Origin of the sequence: Rhodoluna sp., from assembly GCF_049276775.1 — a bacterium.
Classification (GTDB): Bacteria; Actinomycetota; Actinomycetes; order Actinomycetales; family Microbacteriaceae; genus Rhodoluna.
Genome location: NZ_JBASXC010000065.1, coordinates 21,456 through 42,939, shown reverse-complemented (window position 1 = coordinate 42,939; position 21,484 = coordinate 21,456). Strand labels below are relative to the sequence as shown.

The 21,484-nt window shown below is 52.2% G+C and carries 23 protein-coding genes and 1 pseudogene; 21 read left to right on the top strand and 3 right to left on the bottom strand.

Translation table 11 applies throughout. The annotated features are described in order from the left end of the window. From WAO31_RS04315 to WAO31_RS04280, 8 genes and pseudogenes are all read left to right on the top strand, one after another. Positions 1-279, top strand: a pseudogene (locus tag WAO31_RS04315) (hypothetical protein); the annotation flags it as partial. A 1-nt stretch (position 280) separates the two neighbouring features. After that, on the top strand, positions 281-1,210 hold the full coding sequence (gene ribF / locus WAO31_RS04310; protein WP_509590653.1) for a riboflavin biosynthesis protein RibF: 930 nt from the start codon (positions 281-283) through the stop codon (positions 1,208-1,210). After that, on the top strand, positions 1,211-1,732 hold the full coding sequence (locus WAO31_RS04305; RefSeq protein WP_509590651.1) for a DUF805 domain-containing protein: 522 nt from the start codon (positions 1,211-1,213) through the stop codon (positions 1,730-1,732). 128 nt (positions 1,733-1,860) lie between these two features. Beyond that, complete coding sequence (gene rpsO, locus WAO31_RS04300; protein WP_213342460.1) at positions 1,861-2,130, top strand: 30S ribosomal protein S15; 270 nt, start codon at positions 1,861-1,863, stop codon at positions 2,128-2,130. Between the two features lie 253 nt (positions 2,131-2,383). Further along, on the top strand, positions 2,384-4,588 hold the full coding sequence (locus WAO31_RS04295) for a polyribonucleotide nucleotidyltransferase (RefSeq protein ID WP_509590648.1): 2,205 nt from the start codon (positions 2,384-2,386) through the stop codon (positions 4,586-4,588). Positions 4,589-4,599: 11 nt separating this feature from the next. After that, the gene (locus WAO31_RS04290; protein WP_509590646.1) at positions 4,600-5,937 is read left to right on the top strand and encodes a M16 family metallopeptidase; all 1,338 of its coding nucleotides are present in this window, start codon (positions 4,600-4,602) and stop codon (positions 5,935-5,937) included. Between the two features lie 24 nt (positions 5,938-5,961). Next, positions 5,962-6,681 carry a 4-hydroxy-tetrahydrodipicolinate reductase gene (dapB, locus tag WAO31_RS04285; RefSeq protein ID WP_509590644.1) on the top strand — a complete coding sequence of 240 codons (720 nt, stop codon included), beginning with the start codon at positions 5,962-5,964 and terminating at the stop codon, positions 6,679-6,681. After that, positions 6,682-7,140, top strand: a complete 459-nt coding sequence (locus WAO31_RS04280; RefSeq protein ID WP_509590642.1) for a tetratricopeptide repeat protein — start codon at positions 6,682-6,684, stop codon at positions 7,138-7,140. Here WAO31_RS04280 and WAO31_RS04275 read toward each other — a convergent pair. Together WAO31_RS04275 and WAO31_RS04270 are read right to left on the bottom strand one after the other, a co-directional pair. Then, positions 7,108-7,554 carry a DUF4395 domain-containing protein gene (locus WAO31_RS04275; RefSeq protein ID WP_509590640.1) on the bottom strand — a complete coding sequence of 149 codons (447 nt, stop codon included), beginning with the start codon at positions 7,552-7,554 and terminating at the stop codon, positions 7,108-7,110. The two genes, WAO31_RS04280 and WAO31_RS04275, sit on opposite strands and share 33 nt — an antisense overlap. Beyond that, positions 7,555-7,992 (bottom strand): TlpA family protein disulfide reductase, encoded by a 438-nt coding sequence (locus WAO31_RS04270; protein WP_509590638.1) that lies wholly within the window; start codon positions 7,990-7,992, stop codon positions 7,555-7,557. Positions 7,993-8,142: 150 nt separating this feature from the next. Here WAO31_RS04270 and thyX point away from each other — a divergent pair, with 150 nt between their 5' ends. From thyX to dapF, 13 genes are all read left to right on the top strand, one after another. Then, a complete protein-coding gene (thyX, locus tag WAO31_RS04265) occupies positions 8,143-8,862 on the top strand; it encodes an FAD-dependent thymidylate synthase (RefSeq protein WP_509590657.1) in 720 nt (239 codons plus the stop codon). A 25-nt stretch (positions 8,863-8,887) separates the two neighbouring features. Next, positions 8,888-9,868 (top strand): 4-hydroxy-tetrahydrodipicolinate synthase, encoded by a 981-nt coding sequence (gene dapA, locus WAO31_RS04260; RefSeq protein ID WP_509590635.1) that lies wholly within the window; start codon positions 8,888-8,890, stop codon positions 9,866-9,868. A 64-nt stretch (positions 9,869-9,932) separates the two neighbouring features. Then, a complete protein-coding gene (locus WAO31_RS04255; protein WP_509590655.1) occupies positions 9,933-11,564 on the top strand; it encodes a ribonuclease J in 1,632 nt (543 codons plus the stop codon). A gap of 50 nt (positions 11,565-11,614) precedes the next feature. After that, positions 11,615-14,119, top strand: coding sequence for an FtsK/SpoIIIE family DNA translocase (locus tag WAO31_RS04250; protein ID WP_509590633.1), 2,505 nt, complete (start codon positions 11,615-11,617; stop codon positions 14,117-14,119). After that, positions 14,116-14,649, top strand: a complete 534-nt coding sequence (gene pgsA / locus WAO31_RS04245; RefSeq protein WP_509590631.1) for a CDP-diacylglycerol--glycerol-3-phosphate 3-phosphatidyltransferase — start codon at positions 14,116-14,118, stop codon at positions 14,647-14,649. The genes WAO31_RS04250 and pgsA overlap by 4 nt, the downstream gene beginning before the upstream one ends. Next, complete coding sequence (locus WAO31_RS04240; RefSeq protein WP_509590628.1) at positions 14,646-15,149, top strand: CinA family protein; 504 nt, start codon at positions 14,646-14,648, stop codon at positions 15,147-15,149. The genes pgsA and WAO31_RS04240 overlap by 4 nt, the downstream gene beginning before the upstream one ends. Positions 15,150-15,201: 52 nt before the next feature. Beyond that, positions 15,202-15,567 carry a helix-turn-helix domain-containing protein gene (locus tag WAO31_RS04235; RefSeq protein ID WP_509590625.1) on the top strand — a complete coding sequence of 122 codons (366 nt, stop codon included), beginning with the start codon at positions 15,202-15,204 and terminating at the stop codon, positions 15,565-15,567. Between the two features lie 15 nt (positions 15,568-15,582). Beyond that, entirely contained in the window at positions 15,583-15,816 is a 234-nt protein-coding gene (locus WAO31_RS04230) for a DUF3046 domain-containing protein (RefSeq protein WP_509590622.1), read from the top strand. 152 nt (positions 15,817-15,968) lie between these two features. Beyond that, entirely contained in the window at positions 15,969-17,045 is a 1,077-nt protein-coding gene (gene recA, locus WAO31_RS04225; RefSeq protein ID WP_509590620.1) for a recombinase RecA, read from the top strand. Positions 17,046-17,047: 2 nt separating this feature from the next. Beyond that, complete coding sequence (locus tag WAO31_RS04220; RefSeq protein WP_509590618.1) at positions 17,048-17,542, top strand: regulatory protein RecX; 495 nt, start codon at positions 17,048-17,050, stop codon at positions 17,540-17,542. Beyond that, positions 17,542-19,011: a tRNA (N6-isopentenyl adenosine(37)-C2)-methylthiotransferase MiaB gene (gene miaB, locus WAO31_RS04215; RefSeq protein ID WP_509590616.1), complete on the top strand. Its 1,470-nt coding sequence runs from the start codon at positions 17,542-17,544 to the stop codon at positions 19,009-19,011. The genes WAO31_RS04220 and miaB overlap by 1 nt, the downstream gene beginning before the upstream one ends. Further along, a complete protein-coding gene (gene miaA, locus WAO31_RS04210; protein ID WP_509590614.1) occupies positions 19,012-19,956 on the top strand; it encodes a tRNA (adenosine(37)-N6)-dimethylallyltransferase MiaA in 945 nt (314 codons plus the stop codon). Between the two features lie 9 nt (positions 19,957-19,965). Then, on the top strand, positions 19,966-20,847 hold the full coding sequence (gene dapF, locus WAO31_RS04205; RefSeq protein ID WP_509590611.1) for a diaminopimelate epimerase: 882 nt from the start codon (positions 19,966-19,968) through the stop codon (positions 20,845-20,847). Here the strand turns inward: dapF and WAO31_RS04200 are convergent. Further along, positions 20,844-21,455 (bottom strand): class I SAM-dependent methyltransferase, encoded by a 612-nt coding sequence (locus WAO31_RS04200; RefSeq protein ID WP_509590609.1) that lies wholly within the window; start codon positions 21,453-21,455, stop codon positions 20,844-20,846. The genes dapF and WAO31_RS04200 overlap by 4 nt on opposite strands. Positions 21,456-21,484 lie beyond the last annotated feature (29 nt).

Below are 21,484 nucleotides of genomic sequence, written 5' to 3'. Positions count from 1 at the left end.
CCACTTGCCTACTCGCTTTCTCTGGTGAGCGCACTGGTTTACATTCTTGCTACGGTTTCGTTGGCGTCAAAGGCAAAAATGTGGAGACCGGTTGCTCTGGCTTCGGTAATTTTTGAATTGGTTGGAGTTTTGGCTGTCGGAATACTGTCTTTTGTATCTCCGGAGCTATTTGCCCACCCGAGTGTTTGGTCGGGCTTTGGTTCGGGATACGGATATATCCCACTACTCCTTCCAATTCTTGGCCTGTTATGGATTAGAAAGACCAACAGGGACTCCTAGCTTGCTCACCTTCAACTCGCTCTCCTCAATACCTGACGACTTTGGACCAACGGCCGTCACGATCGGCAAATTCGATTGCCTTCATTTGGGACACCAGGCGCTTTTTACCGAGGTGATTGACGCGGCCGCCGATCTAAATTTGTTGCCTACGGTTGTGACGTTTGATCGTCACCCGGACCATTTGCTCAGACCCGAGCGCGCCAAGCTTCCAATTCTTGGCCCGGGACAAAAGTCTCAACTGATTTCAGGATTTGGAATTTCAGCCATGTTGCAGCTCGAATTCAATAAGGCATTGGCAGATCTAACACCGGAACAGTTTGTTAAGCAGATCCTTATCGAGGGTCTCAACGCCAAGCTGGTTTTGGTTGGCGAGGGCTTTAGATTCGGAAGTCAGGGTTCTGGAAATTTTCAAACCCTTTTGGAACTTGGTGCCACTAACGGCTTCGAAGTTCGTGAGGTGAAGCGCGTACAGGTCGAGGGGGAAGTGGTTTCCACTACCCGGGTTCGTGAAGAACTTGACCTGGGAAATGTGAAGCTTGTGAGCCAAATGCTCGGGCGAGACCACGAGGTGAGCGGAATGGTCGAGCACGGGCTAAAAATTGGAAGAAAAATTGGCTTTCCAACGGCGAACATCGCACGCGATGCAGAGGGTTATTTACCGCTAGACGGGGTCTATGCAGGCTGGCTTATCGCCGAAGGTGTTCGCTACCCGGCGGCACACTCGGTCGGGATCAATGAAACATTTCAGGCTGTTCCCAGGCTCGTTGAATCACACGTTTTAGATGAGACCGAGCTTGATTTATATGACCAGGTGGTCCAGTTAGAGTTTGTGGATTTTGTTAGGCCGGTTGCCAAATTTGATGGGGTTGACTCACTTGTGGCCCAAATCCATCTAGATTTAGTTGTTGTCAGAGAGCAGTTAGGACTGTAGATGAACAAAGTATCTTTTGTTGACTCCGTAAAGTCAGTTTTTGTTAATTGGAAAAAGTTCAAGGGTGTTGCAACAAGACGTGAGTACTGGTTTTTTGTGCTTTTCACCATCCTGATTGGGCTGGTGTTCTCGACAATCGAGTCCGTGATTTGGCCACCTGTTGAAACCGATGACCTCATAGAAGCAATAAATCAGCCCACACCCATCACCAGCGCCATGGCACTGATTTTGCTTATTCCAACGCTCTCGGTCACTTCCAGAAGGCTTCAAGACGCCGGCTGGTCAGGCAAATGGTTATTCCTTTATCTGGCACCGCTTATCCCTCTGGCCCTTGGGGTTTTTGGGGTAATTAGCTACTTGGAATCCGCAGTGGTTCCAGAGGTAGAGGCGCTGGCTGTCTCAGTTGCCTACTTCGTTCCAACTCTGTTGCTGACATTTGCGATTCAGGTGTTTTTGCTGGTTTTGTGTCTTCTTCCCTCAAAGCCGAAAGAGGCTGGCAACAAGTACGCCCCAGAGGCCTAGATCGTAGGGACTGGCGCCGGGACCGCCAGCTGAGGTAGGCTTTCAAAGTTGCCGTGTATCGGCCGCGGATAAACAGAGTAAAAGACAACGGGTCTTTTACGCCGCGCAGCGAATCGAAGGAAATAAAAGTGTCACTAGATGCAAAAGTAAAAAACGACATCATCGCCCAGTACGCAACTCACCCAGGTGATACCGGTTCTCCTGAGGTTCAGGTTGCAGTTTTGTCCCAGCGAATCAAGGATCTAACCGAGCACCTAAAGGACCACAAGCACGATCACCACTCTCGTCGCGGCCTACTTCTCATGGTTGGTCAGCGTCGCCGTTTGCTTGGATACCTGCAGAAGGTAGACATCAACCGCTACCGCGCTCTTATTGAGCGCCTCGGCATCCGCCGCTAATCTAGTAATCACCAGTGTTTGCCTAGTTTCCTAGGCTTATTTGGCTTACCCTGTTAGGCTTTAGGTTGAGCGATGAAGATTGATTTGCTGGTCTTCGGTGGTGGATCTTGGGAAATGCCCCAAGTTTTTCTACTGACGATCAGGCAGCGGCTCAATCTGAGCCACAAAAATCTTTACATTCATCCTCACCTAAAGTGCGTTCACTCAAACGTTGAGTGACAAAAACGCGCGTTTATATCAAAGAGGAGGGACCATGGAAGGTCCAGAAATTAAATCAGCCGAAGCAGTAATTGATAACGGCAAATACGGAAAGCGAACCATTCGCTTCGAAGCGGGACGTCTAGCGCAGCAGGCGCAGGGTTCGGCAGCTGTCTATCTAGACGGCGAAACAATGCTGTTTTCAGCAACCAGCGCGAGCAAACAGCCAAAGGACAACTTTGACTTCTTCCCGCTGACCATTGACGTCGAAGAAAGAATGTATGCCGCGGGACGAATCCCGGGATCATTCTTCCGTCGCGAGGGTCGCCCGTCGACCGAGGCCATCTTGGCCTGTCGTCTAATCGACCGGCCACTTCGCCCATCATTCGTTGATGGCCTAAGAAACGAAATCCAGGTTGTTGTGACAGTCATGGCTATTGAGCCAGATGAGTTGTATGACGTAATCGCAATCAACGCGGCTTCGATGTCGACTCAGATTGCCGGCTTGCCATTCTCGGGTCCAATCGGTGGAGTGCGAGTAGCACTCATCGATGGACAGTGGGTTGCATTCCCTAAGCACTCTCAGCTTGAGAAGGCAGTCTTCAATATGGTTGTGGCAGGAAGACTGATCGTTGAAAACGGTAAAGAAGACATCGCAATCATGATGGTTGAGGCAGAAGCCTCAGAGAACGCTTGGGACCTAATCAAGAACCAGGGCGCAACCGCTCCAAATGAAGAGGTTGTTTCTCAAGGCCTTGAGGCATCCAAGCCATTCATCAAGGAACTTATCTTGGCTCAGCAAAAACTAGCTGCCATGGCTTCTCGTGAAGCTGGAAGCTACCCAGTCTTCTTGCCATACACCGACGAGTTCTACGCAATGGTTGAAAAAGAAACCGAGACTGATCTTGCTCGCATCTACCAGGTAGCTGACAAACAGTCTCGTCAGGACCAGGACGACGCCTACAAGGCACAGGTCAAGGAAAAGCTAGCGGCGACCGTTTCTGAAGAAGAAATGGCAATGTTTAGCGCAGCCTACAAGTCCGTGACCAAGAAGGTCATGCGTCACCGTGTTCTTGAAGAGGGAATTCGTATCGATGGCCGTGGCCTTCGAGACATCCGTCAGGTGGATGCTGAAGTTTCGGTTATTCCTCGCGTTCACGGCTCGGCGATCTTCCAGCGTGGAGAGACCCAGATTCTTGGTGTCACAACCTTGAACATGTTGAAAATGGAGCAGCAGATCGACTCACTTTCACCGGTGACCAAGAAGCGCTACATGCACAACTACAACTTCCCTCCTTACTCAACCGGTGAAACCGGTCGAGTTGGAACTCCAAAGCGTCGCGAGATCGGACACGGAGCTCTTGCAGAGCGTGCTTTGGTGCCGGTTCTTCCGGCAAGGGATGAGTTCCCGTATGCCATTCGTCAGGTATCCGAGGCCCTCGGGTCAAACGGTTCCACCTCAATGGGTTCGGTTTGTGCATCGACGCTTGCGCTTCTAAACGCTGGTGTGCCACTTCGGGCACCGGTTGCAGGTATTGCGATGGGTCTAATCTCAGACACGGTTGATGGCAAGGTTCGCTACGCGGCTTTGACTGACATCTTGGGTGCAGAAGATGCACTTGGAGACATGGACTTCAAGGTTGCCGGTACCTCTGAGTTTGTGACAGCTATTCAGCTGGACACCAAGCTTGATGGAATTCCCGCTTCGGTTTTGGATGGAGCATTGCTTCAGGCCAAGGAAGCCAGACTTCACATCCTCGGAGTCATGAACCAGGCAATCTCTGAGCCAGACGAGATGGCGCCAACCGCGCCTCGCGTTATCTCCGTGAAGATTCCACTGGACAAGATCGGAGAAGTCATCGGACCTAAGGGCAAGATGATCAACCAGATCCAGGACGACACCGGAGCTGACATTTCGATTGAGGACGACGGAACCGTTTACATCGGTGCCGTAGACGGTCCTTCCGCCGATGCTGCCAAGGCAGCCATCAACGCGATCGCCAACCCTCACGTACCTGAGATCGGCGAGCGATTCCTCGGAACCGTTGTGAAGCTAGCCACCTTTGGTGCCTTTGTTTCGCTGGTTCCAGGTCGCGATGGCCTGCTACACATCTCGGAGCTAAAGAAGATGGCTGGTGGCAAGCGAGTCGAGAACGTCGAAGACGTGCTTGAGGTTGGTCAGCGTATCCAGGTTGAAATCTCCAAGATTGACGATCGTGGAAAGCTATCGCTTTCACCGGTTGACGCTGAGGAAGCGTAAGCCATCCTTTTATGACCGAGATTATTCTCCCGTTAGAACAATCTGATCTTTCGTTCACCGCTTCGGGGGGCTCTTCTGTTCGCAGGAGTGTCCTTCCAAGCGGTGTTCGCATTCTGACAGAGCAGGTTCCGGGCAGCCAGAGTGTTTCAGTTTCCTTTTCGGTTGCTGTTGGCTCGCGCGATGAGACGAATAATCACTTTGGGTCCACTCACTTTTTAGAGCACCTCTTGTTTAAGGGCACCAAAAAGCGCACCGCAATGGATATCGCTATAGCCTTTGACTCGGTTGGCGGCTCGTCTAATGCCTCGACGGGCAAAGAGCACACCTCTTACTACGCCAAGGTTTCCCAAAAAGCCCTTCCGATTGCCGTTGATGTAATAGCGGACATGCTGACCTCGAGCTTGATCGATCCGGTTGAGTTTGAAAATGAGCGTCCGGTAATTCTGGAAGAGCTCGCGATGAACGATGATGACCCTCAGGATGTTGTTCACGAGGCTTTTTCAACTGCGGTACTCGGCGATCACCCGCTGGGAAGACCAATCGGCGGCACAGTGGAAACCATCACCGCTGTTTCAAGAGATGCGGTCTGGGAGCACTATCAAAACAATTATCGTCCCAAGGATCTGGTTGTTGTGGCGGCTGGAGCAGTTGATCACCAGGAACTTATCCAGCTGGTCGAAAAAGGTCTTTCTGAAGCGGGTTGGGATTTGGGGTCAGCCTCGAATCCGGTTCCAAGAAGATTGCTACACCCGGCCAAAATTTCTCGTGGCGCCAAGCTTCAGGTGATTCATCGTCCAATCTCACAGGTAAACATTTTGGTTGGCTCCGAAGGTCTTTATGTTGATGATCCCAGAAGGTATGCGATGGGTGTTTTGAATACAGTCTTGGGTGGCGGCATGAGCTCGAGGCTCTTCCAGGAGATTCGTGAAAAGCGCGGACTGGCTTACTCGGTTTACTCCTTCAACCAGGGATATTCTGATGCCTCGACCTTCGGTCTTTACGCCGGTTGCTCGCCAGCCAAAGCCCAGGAGGTCACGGAGCTCATGATTGCCGAACTTGAGAAGGTTGCCAACAGCGGCATTACACATGATGAACTAGGCCTTGCCAAGGGGAATATATCCGGGTCGTTGGCTCTAAAGTTTGAATCCAACCAGGCCAGAATGTCTAGGCTGGCAAGTGCGGAGATAGTGGCGGGGGAGTTCATGGACCTGGATGACACCATCGCACGCTTTGATTCGGTCGAGCTGCCCGAGGTTCAGGATTTGGCTCAGGACCTAATTACTAGAGATCGATCAATTGTTGCAGTCGGAGATGTAACCGAATCGATGTTTGAGAAGTTCGTCAAGTAGATTTTTAGTCGATAGATTTATTCCGTGTCAGTCAAAATCTCAATTCTCGGCTCTTCCGGCCGGATGGGTCAGCTGACCCTCAAGCTCATCGAGCAGTCACCTGACCTCGTGCTTCACTCGGCATTAACCTCTAAAAACTCGATTGCCGAGTCTACGGGTGCTGATTTGCTGATTGATCTGACCAAGCCCGAGGCATCAACGGCGATTGTTGACTACGCGATAAGGAACAACCTGAGACTATTGGTTGGCACAAGCGGCTGGACCAAAGAAAAACTCGCCGCCGTTGAAAAACAAATTATTGACTCTTCAGCAACCGTGACAATCATTCCTAATTTCTCGATCGGATCGGTTCTAGCCACCAAGTTTGTTGCTGAGGCCGGGAAATACTTCGACCAAATCGAAATAACTGAGACCCACCACCCTAAAAAACTAGACGCCCCTTCCGGAACTTCGCTTTTTACATCGCAGGCTATTTCCGCTTCAAGAGGGGGCAGGCCCGCCAGCCCGGTTACCGAAAGTAACAAGGCTCCTCTTTTCAACGGTATTCCAATCACTAGCCTTCGAATCGAGGGTGCTCACGCCGAGCAAGAGGTATCGCTAGCGGCACCGAATGAGAGTTTGTATGTCAAGCACGTGGTGACCTCGCACGAGGTTTATTCACAGGGAATTTTGCTGGCAATCAAAAAGACCATGGAGCTAACCGGTCTAACAGTTGGACTGTTACCGCTTCTTGAGGATAGCTAATTGAACTCAGCTAAGGCAGGTGCCCTTTTCATGACGGCACTGGTTCTGGTCTATGTGGTGCTTATTGCCGAGAGATCCTATGCATTGATTCTTTCGCAAGATGTAATTGGTGTTGCGCTGGGCTCACTAATGCTTTTTTTGCCTGCGGTAGCTTTTTGGGCAATTGCTATGGAGCTTCGGTTTGGGCTTCGCATTGAAAAACTTGGCAAGGTTTTGATGGAAGAAAATGCTTGGCCTCGGTTTGATTTTGAGTACCGACCATCTGGTCGTCCAACTAAAGCCTCGGCAGAGGCCGTGTTCGATGACCACCGTAAGTATGTTGAAGCGGATGAGAAAAGCTGGAGAGCCTGGTTCGCACTCGGATTGGCCTACGACGCGGCAGGGGATCGAGCTAGGGCCAGAAAATCAATGCGGGAAGCAATTGCCCTAGCGAATAACTCCAAGTCGCTTGAGCCCTAGATACATCTGGCAGCCGAGGCAGTAGGCAAAAGCTGCGTTTAGGAATGCGGCAATGAAAGCTGCTGCTGCCGCAATCGGCAAGGCGTTTGGTACTGCAAGCAAGTGAAGAAAAAATCCGGTGCCGGTTACAATCAATCCAACAACCTGGGCGAAACGAACAGGTCTCGCGTCTTCGAGAACGGTTGGGGCCTGAAGTACTTTTCTAAGCGTGAATTTATAGACGTAGCTGTAGGGGTGCTTGGCTGGGCCTAGAGCCGAACCAATTACGAACATCAAGACGATAAAGCCCATAACTAAAAATGCGGTGGGGACGGTAGCCGCTTCAAGCGACAGGTAGATAACCACCAGAAGAAGTATCGAGGTGATGCCAGCTCCGAATCTTGGTCCGCGCGGGTCTAGTTGTTTCGGTGCCATTTATTTCTCCAACTTTGCTAGTTCTTCAGCTATTACGTTTTGCCTGGGTGCGCCGCCGATGCGAGCCTTAACCATGCCGTGCTTATCAAGAATCAGTGTGGTGGGGGTTTGCATGATTGAAAAATGTGCCGCTAGCTCCATCCGGTCAGTGATGTCGACCTCGATGTGTTTGAGTCCCGTGGTGGCTTTCTCAAGTTCTCCATAGAGCCTGGCGGTAGCAACACAGATGCTGCAGACCTCGGTTGAGAACTGGAGTAAGGTTGCCATTTTGCCGAAGCTCTGAACCTGTTGTCCACCCTTTGTCGCCTTGAGCTTAGATAGATCAACTAGCTCCCCTGAGCGAACCAGCTTGGCTCGACCGGTTCTTGCCTTCCACCAAAAGCCAGCAGCTAAGCCAAAAGCCACCAAGATGCCAATCAGCGCTATTCGGTTGTCCACTTACTGCTCCTTTTGGGAATTTACTTCTCTAGCTAGATAACTTCAAAAAACAAAAAATTATGCCCGATTTGGGGCCTTAGTTAAACTCACGGCCTCGCCTGTCCGGCCCCCACCCCGCTTCTTACTAAGATATTAGGAATGTCTTAGGTAATTTTTAGGTCCGATGTCACGGTCGAGCTGGTCCGCGCCAACGCGAGCGATCAGGATGTGCTTTTTGCTGCCCGGGTTTCCACCCAGGGCGAGCAATCTCTTGAAGCTGCTACCGCAAACAAAGACGCTGAAACTGATAAGCGCGACAGAGGCCTAATCAACTACCTGATGCGGGACCGTCACGGTTCCCCTTTTGAGCACAACTCAATGACTTTTTATGTTCAGGCGCCAATTTTTGTCTTCAGAGAGTTCATGCGTCACCGCATCGCAAGCTACAACGAGGAATCGGGTCGCTACAAAGAGCTCTCCCCGGTTTTCTACGTTCCAGGACCGGATCGCAACCTGGTGCAAACTGGTAAAACCGGTCACTACGAATTTCATCCAGGCTCCGCGGAGCAGATTGCCCTGGTCGAGCAAGAAGCCCGCACCGCATCAATAACCGCCTACGAGTCTTATAAGCGCATGCTTGAAGCAGGGGTTGCTAGGGAAGTCGCAAGAATTGTTTTGCCACTGAACATCTACTCGAGTATGTATGTGACGATGAACTCAAGAGCCTTGATGAACTTCCTGAGCCTTCGTACCAAGCGCGAGGGGACTCACTTCCCTTCTTACCCGCAGCGTGAAATCGAGATGTGCGCCGAGAAGATGGAAGATGAGTGGGCAAAGCTCATGCCATACAGCTACGAGACCTTCAATCAAAACGGTCGAGTAGCACCATAAGTTGGCCTTGGGCTAGGGTTTAGACATGCCAACGCAAAACAAGGACATATTCGGCCAGGTACTGGTGGCACTTGTTACGCCCATGAGCGCAGACGGTGAGGTCGACTGGGACTCCACCGAAAAGCACATCGACTACGTAATCTCCAACGGGGCTGACGGAGTTGTGATGACCGGAACAACCGGTGAGACCTCAACACTGACTGATGCCGAGAAGATCAAGCTCGTCGAGGTTGGAAAGTCCGTTGCCGCGGGCAGAGCCAAGATCATCACCGGAGGTGGCTCTAACGAAACAGCTCACGCCATGCAGCTATACAAGCAGAGCGAAAAAGCCGGTGCTGATGGCGTAATGATTGTGACTCCTTACTACAACAAGCCAACCCAGGCCGGAATCTTGACGCACTTTAGATTGATCGCCGACTCAACTGACCTGCCGGTTATCTTGTATGACATTCCCGGTAGAACCGGCGTTGCTATCTCCCAGCAGACTTTCCATCGCGCCGCAAAGCACCCGAACATAGTTGCCGTGAAAGATGCGGTTGGCGATTTGGCGCAGGCATCGAGACTAATGAACGAGACTGACTTGATGTATTTCTCAGGCGATGACTCGAATGTTTTGCCACACCTTGCTATTGGTGCTACTGGCCTCATCGGCGTCACCGCCAACGTCGCTCCTGCCGCCTATCGGGAGATAGTTGATGCCACTAACCGCAATGACTTCCATCACGCGCTTACCGTCCACAACTCGCTTGAGCCACTGCAGCGCGCAATCATGACAAACGTTCCAGGAACCGTGGCCGCCAAGTATGTGCTGCACGGTTTAGGAAAGATTTCGTCTCCTAGAGTCCGTTTGCCGCTCGTTGGGCCAGAAGACGACGAAGCCGCTCGCATCGAAGACGGTATAGAGAAGGTTGGAGAAATTCCAGGCCTTTCGTTTGCAAACTTTAGACCAGATAGAAATGCTGCCGCCGGTGGTGCCCTGCCGAAGGTGGCTGGCACAACGAGGTAGTTTTTCAAGAAAGAAGACTGTGGTTCAAACCCTGCCTAACCCGGCGCCGCTCAAAAAAGATGTAATGCGAATTATTCCACTTGGTGGAATTGGCGAAATCGGTCGAAACATGACCGTCTTTGAAATCAACGGCAAAATCCTGATTGTTGACTGCGGTGTGCTGTTCCCGGAAGAGCACCAGCCCGGTGTTGATGTGATCTTGCCCGACTTTAGCTACCTGAAGAACCGACTCGATGACATCATCGGCATCGTGCTAACCCACGGTCACGAGGACCACATCGGGGGAGTGCCCTATCTTCTTCGCATGCGCGGTGACATACCAATTCTTGGCTCTTCTTTGACCCTCGCCTTCATCGAGGCAAAGCTAAAAGAGCATCGCCTACCGGCTTACACCCACACCGTGCGAGAGGGAGACATCGAGGTTATGGGCGATTTTGAGCTCGAGTTCATAGCCGTTAACCACTCGATTCCAGACGCTCTCGCAGTTCTTATCAAGTCCAAGGCTGGAACCATCTTGCACACCGGTGATTTCAAGATGGATCAGATTCCATTAGATGGCCGAATTACCGACCTTCGAGCTTTCGCTCGAATCGGCGAAGCCGGACTTGATCTATTTTTGTGTGACTCGACCAATGCCGATGTTCCTGGCTTTACACCGTTAGAAAAAGACATCGGTCCGGTTCTGCAGGATGTTATCAATCGCGCTACCAAGCGAGTTATTGTGGCGTCATTTTCTTCTCACGTGCATAGAGTTCAGCAGGTTATTGATGCAGCCGTTGCGAACGACCGCAAGGTCGTGATGGTTGGGCGCTCGATGGTTCGAAACATGCAGATCGCTGCCGAGCTTGGCTACCTAAAAGTTCCAGATGACTGCATAGTCGACGTCAAAGAGTCACACAAGCTAGACCCCGCGAAGCTCGTGTTCATGTCCACCGGTAGCCAGGGCGAGCCGATGGCGGTGCTTTCCAGAATGGCAAAGCTTGAGCACGACATCGAAATAGCCGAGGGTGACACCGTTATTTTGGCCAGCTCTTTGATTCCTGGAAACGAGAATGCGGTCTATCGAGTTATCGATGGACTCACTAAGCTCGGGGCAAACGTGATTCACAAAGGGAACGCCAAGGTCCACGTCTCGGGTCACGCCGCAGCCGGTGAGCTTTTGTACGTTTATAACATCCTGAAGCCCAAAAACGTCATGCCGGTGCACGGCGAATACCGTCACCTGGTGGCAAACGCCAAGGTTGCTGAGGCAACCGGCATAGACCCAGAAAACATCATCTTGGCCGAGGACGGATTCGTAATCGACTTAGCCAACGGCGAAGCCAAGGTAGTTGGCGAGGTCGAGTGTGGGCTGCTGTATGTCGATGGAAAAACCGTTGGAACCATCACCGAGGAAGATTTACACGACCGCAGAGTTTTGGCTGAAGAGGGCTTTATCTCGGTGTTCGTGGTTATCGATCCAAACACCGGACTAATAACTGCCGGACCTGAAATCAGGGCCCGGGCCTTTGCCGAGGAAGATCACGTCTTTGACGCGGTCAAGCCGCAGATTGAAAAGGCGCTCTTGCAAGCCGGTAGAGAGGGTATTCGAGACACCCACGCCCTCCAGCAGGTAATTCGAAGAAGTGTCGGAGGCTGGGTTTCGAAGGCCCACCGCAGAAAGCCCATGATCATTCCGGTGGTTATTCACGGCTAGCCGCTCTAGCTTCCGCGAGTTTTGGGCCCTGCGCTAGTAGTTTGTAAGCCATGGCAACCAGAAAATCGTCGCCTTCGTCAAAGCGCGCCCCAGCCAAGACCCAGGTGCTAAAAACCAAGACTCAAGGTGCAAATCCTTCGCACCCAATGGTTCGCTTTTTCTTGGTTTTAGCCCATGGCTTCGGCGGTGCCGCGAGAGCTCTGTCGCCCGACAAGATAGATAAAGCGGACCGTCGCGACGGTTTCCCCTTCCTCTTGGCAATCCTCGGGGTCTTGGGCATTGTCTTTGGCTGGTTTCTGATTCAGGAGAGCTGGGCTCAGACCCTGAATTCCTGGACCTTTGGATTGTTATTTGGACCAGTTTCCTTTGTCCTGCCGGTAGTCATGATCATCTTTGCCATTTTTTTGGCTCGCCACCCATCGACAGTTAGGGATAACTCCAGAATTGGTGTTGGGCTGTTTTTGATGCTGATAACCGTTTCTGGCTTTTTCCACCTATTTAGCTCTCAACCTCAGCCAACCGATGGCGTGATGGCTTTGGCTTCAGCCGGTGGGTTGTTCGGATGGCTGATCGCAATACCGTTCTTGGCAACCGTGACCATCTGGGGAGCGGCGCCAATCCTTGCAGGAATTGGCTTCGTGGCGGTATTGATTATGACCAAAACCGCTCCAAATAAAATCGGACAGCGACTTCGTCAGCTTTACGAGTACCTATTCGGTTCAGCCTTAGGGGGAGCTCATCAGGCTCATGATTTGGAAGAGCAAGTATCTGACGCCTTCGATGGCACCAAAGTTCCGTGGTGGCGAAAAGGTAAAAAAGACGAGGGGTCCTTCGAATCAGCCCTAGTCCAAACCGATGAAGCTACCGATTTGGTGGAGCAGCTCTTTGATGAGCCAGCCCCGCAGACTAAAGAGATTCCAGTAATCCAAGAGTCAGAAATTGAGCCTGAAGCTCTTTTTGAAGCCGAAGAAGAGCCGGTTGCACAAGTTGGAAAGATTAACCGAACTTACAAACTTCCCGACCAGTCGCTTCTGGGCGCGGGCACAGTTCCAAAGCTTCGGTCGGAGGTCACCGACGAGGTGGTTGCTTCGATTAGTGCCGTCTTCAGCGAGTTCGATATCGAGGCAAGCGTGACGGGTTTCTCAAGGGGCCCAACGGTCACCAGGTACGAAGTTGAGCTAGCAGCGGGAGTGAAGGTTGAGGCGGTAACGCGTCTTGCCAGCAACATCTCCTACGCGGTTGCCTCCAACGAGGTGCGAATACTTGCACCTATTCCGGGCAAGAGCGCAATCGGTATCGAGATACCAAACACCGACCGTGAGACTGTTTCATTGGGAGATGTGCTGCGCTCGCAAAATGCCAAGCTGTCTCAGCACCCTTTGACCATCGGAATCGGTAAGGATGTCGAGGGTGGGTTCGTTGTTGCAAACCTAGCGAAGATGCCCCACCTGTTGGTTGCCGGTGCAACCGGTGCCGGTAAGTCCAGCTTTGTGAACGCCATGATCACATCGATATTGATGCGGGCCAAACCCGCCGAGGTCAGGCTGGTTCTGATTGATCCAAAGCGCGTTGAGCTAGCCGCCTACCAGGGTGTCCCGCACCTGATTACACCAATCATCACTAACCCGAAGAAAGCGGCCGAGGCGCTGCAGTGGGTAGTCAAAGAAATGGACATGCGCTACGACGACCTGGCCTCCTTCGGTTTCAAGCACATCGATGATTTCAACCGGGCGGTTGTTGCGGGAGAGCTATTTGTTCCAGAGGGTTCAACCAGAAAGCTTCAGCCGTACCCTTACCTGCTGGTGGTGGTTGACGAGCTTGCAGACTTGATGATTGTTGCCCCTAGAGATGTCGAAGATTCCATTGTTCGAATAACTCAGCTCGCCCGTGCCTCAGGTATTCACCTGGTGCTTGCGACCCAGAGACCATCGGTTGATGTGGTGACGGGGTTGATAAAGGCGAACGTTCCTTCTCGCTTGGCTTTCTCGGTTTCTTCCGTGACAGATTCCAGGGTTATTTTGGATCAGCCGGGAGCCGAAAAACTGGTTGGCCAGGGGGATGCACTGTTTTCTCCGATGGGAACCAATAAACCAATTCGAGTTCAGGGTGCCTGGGTTGGAGAGGTGGAGCTTCATGCCGTTGTCTCCCACGTCAAGGCCCAGATGGAGCCGGAGTATCGAAGTGACGTGGCGGCAACGGTGACCGCCAAGGTGGTCGATGCCGACATCGGGGATGACCTAGAGGTATTGCTTCAGGCGACCGAATTGATTGTGAACTCGCAGTTTGGCTCTACGTCGATGCTGCAGCGAAAGCTAAGAGTTGGCTTTGCCAAGGCTGGAAGACTGATGGACCTGTTGGAATCGAGAAACATCGTTGGCCCCTCGGAAGGTTCTAAAGCTCGGGATGTGTTGGTGAAGCCAGAGCAACTGGCCACGGTGCTGGGGCAGCTTCGAGGCGATGTCCCACAGACTATGGCTGTTGATTCCGGGGTAATTCAGACAAACGGAGACGAAGACGGCGATGAGGATGCGTGGCAGCTGACGGGTAGAACGTGAATATCCCAAACGCCATAACGCTTGCTCGAATTGCTCTGGTTCCGATTTTTGTTTTTCTACTACTGATTGCAGAAGGTGCCAACTCGGTTGAGCGCTGGGTGGCCATCGCAGTTTTTGTTCTTGCGATCTCTACCGACGGTTTAGATGGGGCTATTGCCAGAAAGACCAATAAGGTCACAAACCTTGGCAAGATTTTAGATCCGATTGCCGACAAGGCGCTTCTGGGTGGAGCACTTCTGACACTTTCTCTTCTTGGTGAAATCGATTGGTGGATCACGGTTTTGATTTTGGCGCGTGAGCTTTCGGTGACGCTTTATCGGGTGGTTGTTGTAAAGAGAAAAGTCATTGCCGCAACTCAGGCTGGAAAACTAAAGACCATATTCCAAGGAGTTGCCATCGGAGCGGTGCTTGCCCCGTTTGAAGTGTGGGCGTCGGCCTGGACATTTTTCGAGCAAGGTTTGTTGTTTGTTGCTTTGGGTGCAACTCTAATTTCGGGAGCAAAGTTTTTTTTGGCGGCAAATAAAAAATGATTGCCGCAGAGCAGATACTGGAAGCACTTAGGTCGGCAAAGAAAAAACTTGTGATTGCCGAATCGCTTACCGGTGGATTACTAACGGCGGAGTTTGCGAAAGTGGCTGGAGCATCCGATGTCTTGCTAACGGGAATTGTTGCCTACGACACTAGGTTGAAACATCAGCTGCTCGGGGTTTCGAGTCAGCTTCTGGAAAATCAAGGTGCGGTGGATCCCGAGGTAGCGGCCCAAATGGCGGAGGGTCTTCGTGTAAAAATAGCCATCAAGTTGGGGCTCGACCTTTCGGAATTGGTCGCGATGTCAACGACGGGGGTTGCCGGGCCAACCGAACAAGACGGCAAGCCGGTCGGGGAGCTCTATATTTGCGTCTCAAAGGGCCCGGAGGGGCAGGTTTCCAGCAATGTCTTTGCCCACCAGATTGAGGGCGATCGGGCCAAAATTCAGGAAACTGCGGTTTTGCTGGGACTTGGCCACCTTTGGGAAGAAATTGCGGAATAATCGAGTTGTCGTAAGTCAGCGGTAAGTTAGAGCAATAGATTGGAGGGTCAAGATGACACTGGTTAGAACAGAAATCGGAGACGTCCTCCGTGATTTTAGGCTTCAAAAAGGTCAGACTCTCCGCCAGGTAGCGGCTCGCGCCAGCGTAGCCCTGGGCTACTTGAGCGAGCTGGAGCGGGGCCAGAAAGAGGCATCTTCAGAGATTCTTTCGGCGGTTGCCGAGGCGCTGGAGGTGCCGTTGTCGGTGGTGCTTCGTGAGGTTTCGGACCGGATTGCCCTGGTTGAAGGCGTTCTACCAGGGGAATTCATGGCTCAGGCTTCAGGTGTGAGGGAGCTATCGGACCTGACCGTTCCAATTGGCTTTGTTCAGGACTTCAACGAGCAGTTTGAAAAAGACCTGCTCGGTGGCCGCCGCTAGGCGGAAGACCCCAAATTGCGCCTGAGCCAGTTTCACGAGCTTATGGCCGATGAATTCGGTAAGGCCCATTCCGAGGTAATAATCCGGGATTTCGCCTTGCTGGAGCTGGGGGATAGGACCGCGGCCACCCTCTTAACTCAAGGCGAAGACCCCAAGCAGATCTGGCTGGCTATTTGCCGCGCCCAGCAGGTTCCCAAGGAGCGCTGGAGCGGATTGGACAAAAAAGCTAAAAAACAACACGCCGAGTAAATAAACACTCGAAATCTTGTTCGAACCCTGCTATGGTTCATTTTAGGCAGTTGAAGAGCTCAAAGTTTTACACAGATTGGTGTTTTGAGCCCAGAAGTGTCGGTAGCCAAAAGTAATGTCGGAAGCATCACGAATCGAAAGAGGAACCAAAGATGCCATCAGCTTCAGATCGCGAAAAAGCACTTGACACAGCGCTTGCCCAGATTGACCGCCAGTTCGGAAAAGGCTCTGTTATGCGCCTCGGTTCCGACGAGCGCGCGCCCGTTGAGGTCATCCCGACCGGCTCCATCGCCCTGGATGCAGCCCTTGGTACCGGAGGCCTACCGCGCGGAAGAATTGTCGAAATTTACGGACCGGAATCTTCCGGTAAGACCACGGTTGCCCTGCACGCTATTGCCAACGCACAGCGCGCTGGAGGAATTGCTGCGTTCATCGACGCCGAGCACGCCCTGGACCCGGAATATGCCAAGGCGCTCGGCGTTGACATCGATGCTCTACTGGTAAGCCAGCCAGACACCGGTGAGCAGGCCCTCGAGATCGCAGACATGCTGGTGCGGTCTGGCTCGATCGATGTAGTTGTAATCGACTCGGTTGCAGCCCTCGTTCCAAGAGCGGAAATCGAAGGTGAGATGGGAGACACCCACGTGGGTCTTCAGGCAAGGCTTATGTCCCAGGCGCTTAGAAAGCTAACCGGAGCACTGAGCAACACCAACACCACAATGATCTTTATTAACCAGCTGCGCGAAAAGATCGGTGTCTTCTTTGGAAGCCCGGAGACCACCGCTGGAGGAAAGGCGCTGAAGTTCTACGCCTCGGTTCGCCTAGACATTCGTCGCATTGAGACTCTAAAAGATGGCACCGACGCCGTTGGAAACCGCACCCGCGTGAAGGTTGTGAAGAATAAGATGGCCTCCCCGTTCAAGCAGGCAGAGTTTGACATTATCTACGGTGTTGGAATCTCCCGCGAAGGAAGCCTTTTGGACTTCGGCGTTGAGCACGAGATTGTGAAAAAGTCTGGTGCCTGGTACACCTACGAGGGAGAGCAGCTTGGCCAGGGTAAGGAAAACTCCCGCAACTACCTGATAGAGAAGCCAGAACTTGCCAATGAGATTGAAAAGAAGATCAAGGCCAAGCTAGGTGTTGGTGTTCCAAGGGCGGTAGCCGACCTACCGGAGGAGACTCCAGAAGTAGTGGCGGAGGCACCTAAGAAGGCCGCCAACGCCGGCTAATCATGCTCTCGTCGGTAGATAACCTCGAGGAAAGAGCCCGCAACATTGTCCTAAAGATGCTCGAGCGAGGACCAAAGTCCTCCTCTGAGCTTGCTTCGGCTCTAGAGAAAAACGAAATTCCAGCGGAGATCGCCAAGCTAGTAATAGAGCGATTCACAGAGGTTGAGCTCATTGATGATGCGGACTATGCCCAGCAGGTAGTTGATGCCTCTAGGCGCACCAAGGGCCTCGCTCGTTCAATGGTCAAGCGAAAACTCGCCGACAAGGGCCTGGACAGAGAAATAATCGATCAGGTAGCTTCGGAAATTTCAGACGAGGACGAGCTCTTGGTGGCAACAGAGGTCGCAGTAAAGCGCTTGGGCCAGCTGTCAAAGCTTGCTCCTGAGGTTAGAAACCGCCGTTTGATTGGCTTTTTACAGCGTCGAGGGTTTGGTTCCGGGATTGTTTTCGCCGCCATTAGGGAAGCTGAGGCCCGCGCGGTAAAATCAGAATTCTGATGCTAACCGAAACCCGCAGCTACGAGGTTCGAACCTACGGCTGCCAAATGAACACTCACGACTCTGAGCGACTCTCGGGTCTGCTTGAGGATGCCGGCTACTCTCCAGGGGCACCGGGTGAAACCGATGTTGTGGTTTTCAATACCTGCGCGGTTAGAGAAAACGCAGACAATAAGCTTTACGGAAATCTTGGAACTATGCTTGCCAAAAAAGAAGCGAACCCGGATTTTCAAATTGCGGTCGGTGGTTGCCTCGCGCAAAAAGACCGCGACACGATAATCAAAAAAGCACCGTGGGTGGATGTTGTTTTTGGTACCCACAACATGGGCTCATTACCGGCGCTTCTTGAGCGTGCCAGGCACAACCGTGAGGCCCAGGTGGAAATCATTGAGGCCCTCGAGACATTTCCTTCGGAGCTACCAACCAAGCGTGATTCGCTCTATGCCGGATTGGTTTCAATTTCGGTTGGATGCAATAACACCTGCACTTTTTGCATAGTCCCACAGCTTCGTGGAAAGGAAAAGGACCGCCGTCCCGGAGAAATTCTGCGAGAGATTGAGGCACTGGTTGACGACGGGGTAATCGAAATAACCCTGCTCGGACAAAACGTAAATACCTACGGTGTGGAGTTCGGCGATAAGGGAGCCTTCGCCAAGCTGCTTAGGGCCTGCGGCGAAATTGAGGGCCTGGAGCGAGTTAGGTTCATGTCTCCTCACCCTGCGGCCTTCACGGACGATGTAATAGACGCGATGGTGGAAACACCAAACGTGATGCCGCACCTACACATGCCTCTGCAGTCAGGGTCAAACTCCATCTTGAAGGCCATGAAGAGAAGCTATCGAAGCGATAAGTATCTTGGAATCCTGGAGCGGGTTCGAAAGGCAATACCCGATGCCTCGATCACGACAGATATCATCGTTGGTTTTCCGGGCGAAACCGAACAGGATTTCCAAGACACCATGGCCGTTGCAACCGAAGGAAGATTCGCAATGGCCTACACGTATCAGTATTCAATTCGCCCAGGCACCCCTGCCGGGGAAATGGCGGATCAGATTCCAAAGACCGTGGTGCAGGATCGCTACGAGCGATTGGTCGAGCACGTGAACGCAATTGCTTGGGAAGAAAACAAGAAACAGATTGGTAAAAGCGTCGAGGTACTGGTTGCCAATCAAGAGGGTAGAAAAGATCAGCAGACTCAGCGCCTAACAGGGCGAGCAAGGGACAATCGTCTAGTTCACTTTGAGGTCCCGACCGGATCAGCTAACCCTAGGCCTGGGGATCTGGTGACTGTTACAGCGACCGATGCCAAACCGTATTTTTTGTTTGCCGATCAGCCATCAGCCGGCTACGTCGTTCGTGGCACCAGGGCTGGCGACGCTTGGGAGAGATCTGATGCTGCATCTTGCGCTACCGATGGCCAAGATAAGACAAGTGTGAATATCGGGCTACCAACTCTTCGCTCCAAGTAGATGGCGTCTAAACTAATCGCCGTTGTCGGTGCTACCGGTACCGGAAAATCTGAACTTGCAATCCGTCTGGCTGAGAAAATTGCAGCAGTTGGATTTCGGGCAGAAATCGTCAACGCCGATGCGATGCAGCTTTATCGTGGGATGGATATAGGAACCGCAAAGCTCCAACTCAAAGAGCGCCGGGGAATAGATCACCACATGATTGATGTACTTGAAATCACCCAGGAGTCAACCGCGGCTGAGTATCAGAAGCTTGCAAGGGCAAAAATCCTTGAGCTTCAGCAATCATCCGTAATTCCGATTTTGGTGGGTGGTTCAATGTTGTATGTTGCATCTTGCCTCAACAACTTTGAATTTCCAGAGCGAGATCAACAACTCCGTGCCCAGTTGGAAGCCGAGCTTATCGAGTTTGGTCCATTGCACATGCATAGAAAGCTTGCTGAGATGGATGAGGTTGCCGCAAGCCGAATTAATGCCGAGAACGGTCGGAGAATTGTTCGCGCCTTAGAAATTGTGATGATCACAGGGGAACCCTTTGCCGCGGCCTTACCGGACGAAATTGAATCCTGGCAGCCAGTTTTAGAATTTGGCCTGAGGATGGAGCGCGAGTTACTTCTTCCAAGGCTTGAAAGAAGAGTTCAAGGGATGTGGGATCAGGGATTGCTTGCAGAGGTAGAGTCGCTTATTCCGCTGGGGCTTCGTGAGAGCAAGACAGCGGCTGTGGCAATTGGCTACGCACAGGCACTAGCTGAATTAGATGGTGAACTTAGCCGAGATGAGGCGATTGCCTCTACCGTGATGTTGACCCAGCGCTACGCCAGGAGACAGGTCAGCTGGTTCAAGCGCGACGATCGAATTGCTTGGGTCGAGGCTCTCGACGAGAAAGTTTTGGATCAGGCCTTTGAAAAGGTTTTGGCTGATGGCATTTTGGGTTCAGAAGTCTAGGCTTAGGGCATGTCAAAAATTGCTTTCACGAAGGGTCACGGCACTGGCAACGACTTTGTGCTGGTCCTGGACGCTGAAGGGGCGCTTGAGCTCACCAAGTCACAGATTACGAAGATCTGTAATCGACACTTTGGTGTTGGAGCTAATGGCCTAATACGAGTGGTTCATTCGGCCAATCTTCCGGAGGGCAAGGCTGTCCTGGAGCAGGAGCCCAATGCAACCTGGTTTATGGACTACTACAACGCGGATGGGTTGCCAGCTGAGATGTGTGGAAACGGCATCCGAGTGTTTGCACGCTTCCTGATTGAGCGTGGCCTTGCCGAGATTGAGGGGGGCTCTACCCTTCCGGTTGGCACCCGAGACGGAGTGAAGGACATCACCAAATCCTCAAATGGTTTCGCAGTTGATCTCGGCAGATGGCGACTGGAAGGCGAATCAGTAGTTGTAGCTGGTGGCCTCAGTGTTGCTCGCCCAGCACAGGGAATCGACGTTGGTAATCCTCACGCAGTTGTCGCGCTAGCCAGCGAATCAGAGCTTTCGGGCCTTCGTTTGCTTGACGCTCCAAAGGTTGACCCGGAACCAGCTGCGGGAGTAAACGTCGAGTTTGTGGTCCCGAGTGAACCGATGGTCAAAGACGGTGTTGGGCATATTTCGATGCGAGTTTTTGAGCGCGGAGTAGGGGAGACCCTTTCTTGTGGAACCGGTATTGCCGCAGCAGCCTTAGCTACAAGGTTTTGGGCCGGATCGGAGGCACCAAGTTCTTGGCAGGTTTCGGTTCCGGGCGGCGTGGTCGGAGTTCGGATGTTTGCCGCTGAAGATGGTGAGCGCGTGAGCATCAGTGGACCGGCAGAGCTCACCTACGATGGCGAGATAGATCTAGCTACCCTTTAGAAGAGCTTCTTTACTCGTAACACTCGATAGGTCTTTATCGAGGTGTATCTGGACACCTCGTAGCCTTCGGCAAGTTCATCCGTCAGCCACTTTTGCAGAGAGTCTGAGCCTAAGTTTTTTTGAACCACCAGAAACGCCTCGGCATCTTTTTCTAGCCTTGGTAGCCAATGCAACAAAAGAGTGTGCAGTTCTTTTTTCCCGATTCGAATCGGAGGGTTTGACCAGATGCCCGAGAACTTTAGGTCCTCAGGGACCCGCTCGGGAAGGGCCACCTCAATATTTGAAATCCCAAGGTCTGTTGCGTTCTTGGCAGTTAGTTCGAGGGATCGGTTGTTGATATCGACCGCCCAGACGGTTGAAGTGGGGCGCAGTTTCCCGAGGTTTAGAGCTATTGGCCCCCAGCCACAGCCCAGATCCAGCAGATTACCGGTCTGGGCAAGCTCATCCATTTGCTCAATTAGGACTTCAGTCCCAAAATCTAGTTGCTGGGGACTGAATGTTCCGGAGGCTGTGGTGACCTGTTGTGAAATGCCCGCTACAGGAATTTGAATCGTCTTGGGCTTTAGTGGAGTCAGAGGCTCTTTAGAAAAATAGTGCTCCTCTGACATGAAGCAAATCTAGCCCAAATTTTGATTAC